This is a genomic window from Methanobrevibacter sp. 87.7 (assembly GCF_002208625.1).
GTDB lineage: Archaea > Methanobacteriota > Methanobacteria > Methanobacteriales > Methanobacteriaceae > Methanarmilla.
The window spans coordinates 1-6025 of the sequence record NZ_MRCT01000115.1 but is presented as its reverse complement, the minus strand read 5'-3'; the positions used below and the strand labels follow the sequence as shown (position 1 = coordinate 6025).

Here is a 6025-nt window from a genome sequence, read left to right as displayed (position 1 = left end):
AAAATTAAGAATTTAAGAAAGTTTTTTTAATAATTAAGTAAATAATTTCTTAGAAAATATATTATTATTATAAAAATATTAATTATTAATTAATATTATTTTTTAAAATTGATTTTTTAGTTTTTAAATAAATATTTATTTATTATATGAATTATAAAATATTTTTTATGGTTTTAACTTCATTTTTAAATCCTCTTTCTGAGGAAGCTCAAAATATTGTTAGAGAAAAAGCTGATTTAGCATCTGTTTTTGATGTTGATAATGATTTAATAAAAATAGTATCATTTTCTCCACATCAAAAAGTAGATGATGATTCTTTAATACCTAAATCTATTATTGAATTTGCTCAGAAACGTATTAAATGGTATATTGAAAGAAAAAATAATAAAAAGTATAATCAACATGATTATGAATATCTTTTTGTAGAAGATATTACACCTTATGATGTTATTGCATTTCATTTAACAGCTCAAGCAATTGCCTTTAAATTTAATTTTAATTCACGTGAAATGAAATTATTTGTTGATTGTGAAGGACAATTAATTGAAGATAGACTTAGTACTTTATTGTTAAGTGAAAAAAGAGAAGTTTTAGAGGAAATTTTAGGTCAATTAATGATTTCTGATACTGTAGAATGGACTTCACTTAAAGATATTATTGCTAGCCGTAAACTTTCTTTAACTGATTTAATAATTGATAATGGTGAGGTTATACTTGATAAATATGAATTTATTTCAAGATTTGAAGATGATTTTGATGATATTTCTGTAGATAAAATGTATGATGTTCTTGTTGGAGATAATGTTAAAGAACAAGTATTAATTAACACAATAAAACATAAAACTGAAGATTATATTAAAAAAATTCAAGAGAAATCTGAACTTATTGAGGTTCATCCTACTATTGCTGTTCTTGGAGATTTAATTGAAGAATTAATTGATAAAGAAATGTCTAAATATAGTTCATTTTATGCTAATATTAATAATCCTGATGGTATTATGTCTATTGGTAAATTAGTAAGAGAAGCATTTCCACCATGTATTCGTGAAACTATGAAAGGAGTCTCTTCTGGTGGTCGTAATGATGCTATTGTTCTATTTTTAACATCATTTTTATCATATGCTAGATTATATCCTGGAATATTTGCTCAAGGAGCTGGAGTAAAAGTTTCAGATATTGATAAAAATCTTAGAATTACTGAGAATGAAATTTTACCATTGATTTATGAAGCTGCAGATAATTGTACTCCTCCATTATTTGAAGATCAACCTCAAGAAAAAGTTAATATTATTTCAAAATTAGGTTTTGGAATGCATTCTGAACCTTCTTTAGAACATGAAGGAGAAACTAAATGGTATACTCCAATGAGTTGTGAGAAAGTTAAAATACATCTTCCACAGTTATGTAAAAAAGATAACTCTTGTAAAGGAATTACTAATCCTTTATCATATTATACTAGAGCTAAATGGAATCTTAAGAAACAAGGTAAATTAAAGGATAATGATGAAAAATAATTATTAGTTAAAAATATATATTAAGTAGTTAAATTTATGATTATTATTTTAATTAGAGGTTATAATTATGTTTGGTAAATCTTCAATACGTGAAAGAAGACAATTTTATAGGGAAGAGTGGTCTGTTAAAGATTTACCTGATTTTATTACAGATGAATTACCTAGACGTGAATTTGGTTTTGATCATTATGGTCGTGGACCTAATGATAGATATAAAGTTTTTAGGAATAAAGATATTTTAAGACGTTTCTTAATGAGTAAAGCTCCATTTGCAGCATATGTTTCTATTGCATATTATCTTAATCCTAAAAAAAGAGAAGGTTGGGAAAAAGCAGAATATGTTTTTGATGTTGATGCTAAAGATTTACCTATTCGTTCATGTGATTGTAAAGAAGGAGAAGTATGTGAAAAATGTTTAGGAGAAGCTTTAGATATTGTAAATAATCTTATTGATACATTAGATGGTAATTTAGGACTTAAAAATATTCATTTAATTTATTCTGGAAGAGGATATCATATTCGTATTTTAGATCCAGTTATGATGACTGGTGATAGTGATTTACGTTCAGAAGTTTTAAAGTATGTAGCTGGGGCTACAGTTCCTAGAAGTAGTTATCCTAATCCTGATCCAAGTATGGTTGCTAGTAATTTTAATTTTCAACATTTTATTATTCCTATTGGATATCATAAAATATTTACAGATAGACTTAAGTTTAATATACAACATTTAAAAGGTAATGAAAATATTGATGGTATTAATCCTAAATTATTAAAAGATATTATAAAATATAGGCACTTTTTAGATAACGATCAATGGGGTTTATTTAAAGGAAATATTGGTCCTAGAAGATATAATAATCTAGTAAGTGCTATGGCTAATGTTAATCTTGAAACTATTGATGCTAAGGTTTCTATTGATATTAAACGTATTTTAAGACTTCCAAGTTCTCTTCATTCTAAAGTTAGTATGAAATGTGTTGAAGTTAAAGATAGAGAGAATTTTGATCCTTTAAAATATGCAGTTCCTAAGTTTGTATATGAACGTAAGGACATTACAAAACCTGACAAATAGATTTTAGTTTATTTATATAAACTAATTTTATTTTTTTTAGTTATTTTAATAGTTTTTAGTTTATTTTTATAAAAATTAATTTTATTATTTTTTAAGAAAAGATTTGATATGGAATTATCCATATCTATTTGTTTTAAGAATTTAAAGATTAAATATTACTTATTTTTTAGTTTAAATAAATTTATTCATAATTTATTTGTATTTATTTAAATAAAATTTATTTAGATGTTTATTAATAACCATAGGTTATAACATATCCATTTTCATCACAAATTCTATAATATCCATCATCATAATTTATTCTATATTTTCCATCACCTATATCTTCACGTGATACTTCATGTTCTGATGGATTCCATCCATTTACTGTTTCAGATTCATGATGAACACTACTATCTCCATGTTTATATCTTGGATCTGTGTTGGATGGTCTATTTTTGTCAATATCACTTTCATTAGATGTTAAGTTATTTCCTACAATATCTTTTATTATAATTTCTTGTATTATAGAACTTTCATTGTATTCATTGTTTCCATTGTATTTTATATTAGCAGTATAATGTCCAGAATTATTAACATTAATTGCAATTCTCCCTTCTCCATTATTATCTGTTATTGTAGTATATTCGTTTACATTACCATTAGAATCAGTTAAAGTCATAGTAATATTTTGATTTCCAATTCCATTACCATTTTTATCTGAAAGTTTTATAATTAGTGGTTCTCCTTTATATAAGGTACTATTACCATTAATTGCTATATTTGTATTTTCTTTTGAAAAATTTGTATTATTAATTAAAGATATTCCAATAATAGCAACTAGAATTATTATAATTACAGATAAAATTATAATAATATTTTTATTTTCCATATTTTACCCCCATTATTAATAGTTAATATTATATATTTTTCATAAATATTATTAAAATTATCTATAATACTATGATATATTTAAAAATAGTTTTATTTTTATTAGTATATCCTTATTTTTTTTAAATATTTTAAAAATAGTTAGTATTTTTTTGAATAGTTTTTTTCTATTATTTAATTTTTTAAATAGTTTTTTAGATGTTTAATATTATTTTATTGTTTTTTGTTGTGTTTAAAAATAGTTTATATTTTTATTAAAGATTAATAAAGAAGAGATATTATCTTCTTGTTTTTTGTCCTGAATTTATGAAATTATCTAAATATTCAAGTAAATCATTTAAATCTTCTTTATTTACAATTTTTAAATAATTTTCAAGTAAATAGAATTTGCATGTTTTTAATGCAGGTTCTTTTAAGTTTTTACCAATTTTAATTCTATGTATATTTTCAGGTTTAAATATATGTTCAATAAAATCTGTTACATTAATAAATTCTCTTTTTTTATTTATAACTAAAAATTCATTTAAACAGTAACAGTTTTCACCATTTGCTTTTTTAAAGTTTTCACATGCTTTTTTAGCCCATATTTTTGGTCCATAATGAACTTTAATATTATTTAATTTGTAAACTTCCATTTCAAATATTAAAATTCCTTTATCTTTTTCATTAGTCCAATATCCACTTTTAAATACTTTAAAATCTTCTTCTTCAAATTTTTCTCTTAAGGATTCTTCAGTTTTCTTTAATTGTGGATGTAAAGTGTCTGCTACAACATTTGGAATATCAAATTCAATGATATATGTTTTTCCACCATGTTTTGTAAATTCATTAATTATTTTTTCTATAGTTAAATTATCTTTTTTAATTGGATAGAAAAATTCTATTTTATTATTTGATTTTTCAAAGTTTCTACATGCTTCAACAAATTCTTCCATTTTATCAATTCTTAATGCTGCACCTACATTACGATTTTTATCAGTTGGATCTATTGCTATAAGAGGATCATCAAATAAATCTGCAGTACCATAATTTTCAAGGTCAATAATTGTTCCATATTTCCAATTAGATACTTCTTTAATAAGATTTTCAAAGTTACCATATTTTATTATAAGCATTTCACATAAGTATCCTGCAAAACCACCTACTTTAAATTCAGATCCATAAACTCCAACACAATCCATAAATTGCTTAAGTAGTAAAACTTCAGGTATTTGTTCTTCTTTAAGATGTGATTTAATATATTTTGTATGTAATATTGTTCTATCTACTGCAGATTTCATTTCTTCAGCATTTTTTATATTATAACATGGTACAAAATCAATTTCGTAATTATCAATAATACTAGTTAAATATGGGTGTGATGCAAAATGTTGATTGCTTATACCGTTATTTTCTTCTGTAACTTTATATGCTATGTCTAAACCTTTTTCTTTAAGTGTTTCAATAGGTGTTTCAATAGGGAAACTAATAAAAATATCAATATCTGATTTTCCATGTAAAAATGTTTTTTTAGCTACAGAACCTACTTTTATACCTTCTGCATTAATATTATTCTTTTTACATATTCTGTTAATATTATCTATTAATTTATTTGATATTTCTCTGATTTCTTCTTTTTCAGTATTATTTGGTGTTATCTCTTTTAAAATTTCCCTATACGTCATAATAATCACAAAATAAATTTAGTAAAATAAGTATTAAATATAATATTTTTAGTATTTTATAGTATATAAATAAAAATAGTATATTTATTATTTTTATAAAAAAATAATAAATTTATTTTTATAAAAGGTTTTTATTTAAAAAATAGTATAATTATTATTTTTATAAAATTTAATTGTTTTTTATAAAATAATAAATTTAACTTTTAGATATTACTTAATTCTCCATTTACTAATGGATTAAATAAAAGTATATTTAAATCTTTTAAAAATTCGTTTTTATCTATTTTATCAGAATTTTTAATCCAATATTCTGTTGATTTTAATATTGCACCAGAATAATATTCTGCTATAATATTTGTAGGTACAGGATATTTTTTACCTTTTTTTATTTCTGAATTAAGGTTTTCTTTAATATTTTTTAAAACTATATTATATATTACACCTAATGATTCACTATGTTGGTTATTGTTTAACATTGCAAGATAAATATTTCTATTTTCATCAATATGATCTAAGTATGCTTTTGTTAGTATGTGATAATATTCTACAATATTATTGTATTCTTTATCTTGGATTTTATTATTTAATTCTTTAGTAAATTCATAAATACTTTTTTCTAATAATTTATATTTATCATTAAAATGATAATAAAATGTACTTCTATGGATTCCTGCTTCATTACATATATCAATTACCTTAATTTCTTCAAATGATTTAGTTTCTAATAATTTAAATAAACTATTTGATAATTTTTTAAATGTAATTTCTTTTCTAATGTCTGTTTTTTTATGTTTCATTAAATTCCCCATTTGATTTTTATATGTCTATTTTTAATAAAAAATTTTTATTCTTTGGTTAATATTTTCAAAATTTTTATATTAAAAAATAATTCTTATACATATGTT

General features: G+C 22.0%; 5 protein-coding genes. 2 read left to right on the top strand and 3 right to left on the bottom strand.

Annotation, left to right across the window (positions count from 1 at the left end):
- Positions 1–167 precede the first annotated feature (167 nt).
- Positions 168–1514, top strand: a complete 1347-nt coding sequence (locus BGI41_RS06150) for a DNA primase (RefSeq protein ID WP_088539545.1) — start codon at positions 168–170, stop codon at positions 1512–1514.
- Between the two features lie 67 nt (positions 1515–1581).
- The gene (priS, locus tag BGI41_RS06145) at positions 1582–2586 is read left to right on the top strand and encodes a DNA primase catalytic subunit PriS (protein WP_088539543.1); all 1005 of its coding nucleotides are present in this window, start codon (positions 1582–1584) and stop codon (positions 2584–2586) included.
- 232 nt (positions 2587–2818) lie between these two features.
- Here priS and BGI41_RS06140 read toward each other — a convergent pair whose 3' ends face one another.
- The 3 genes from BGI41_RS06140 to BGI41_RS06130 form a co-directional block, all read right to left on the bottom strand.
- Positions 2819–3457 (bottom strand): hypothetical protein, encoded by a 639-nt coding sequence (locus BGI41_RS06140; RefSeq protein WP_088539541.1) that lies wholly within the window; start codon positions 3455–3457, stop codon positions 2819–2821.
- A 277-nt stretch (positions 3458–3734) separates the two neighbouring features.
- Positions 3735–5120: a CCA tRNA nucleotidyltransferase gene (gene cca / locus BGI41_RS06135; RefSeq protein ID WP_088539540.1), complete on the bottom strand. Its 1386-nt coding sequence runs from the start codon at positions 5118–5120 to the stop codon at positions 3735–3737.
- 203 nt (positions 5121–5323) lie between these two features.
- A complete protein-coding gene (locus BGI41_RS06130) occupies positions 5324–5917 on the bottom strand; it encodes a TetR/AcrR family transcriptional regulator (protein ID WP_088539538.1) in 594 nt (197 codons plus the stop codon).
- Between the last annotated feature and the right edge of the window lie 108 nt (positions 5918–6025).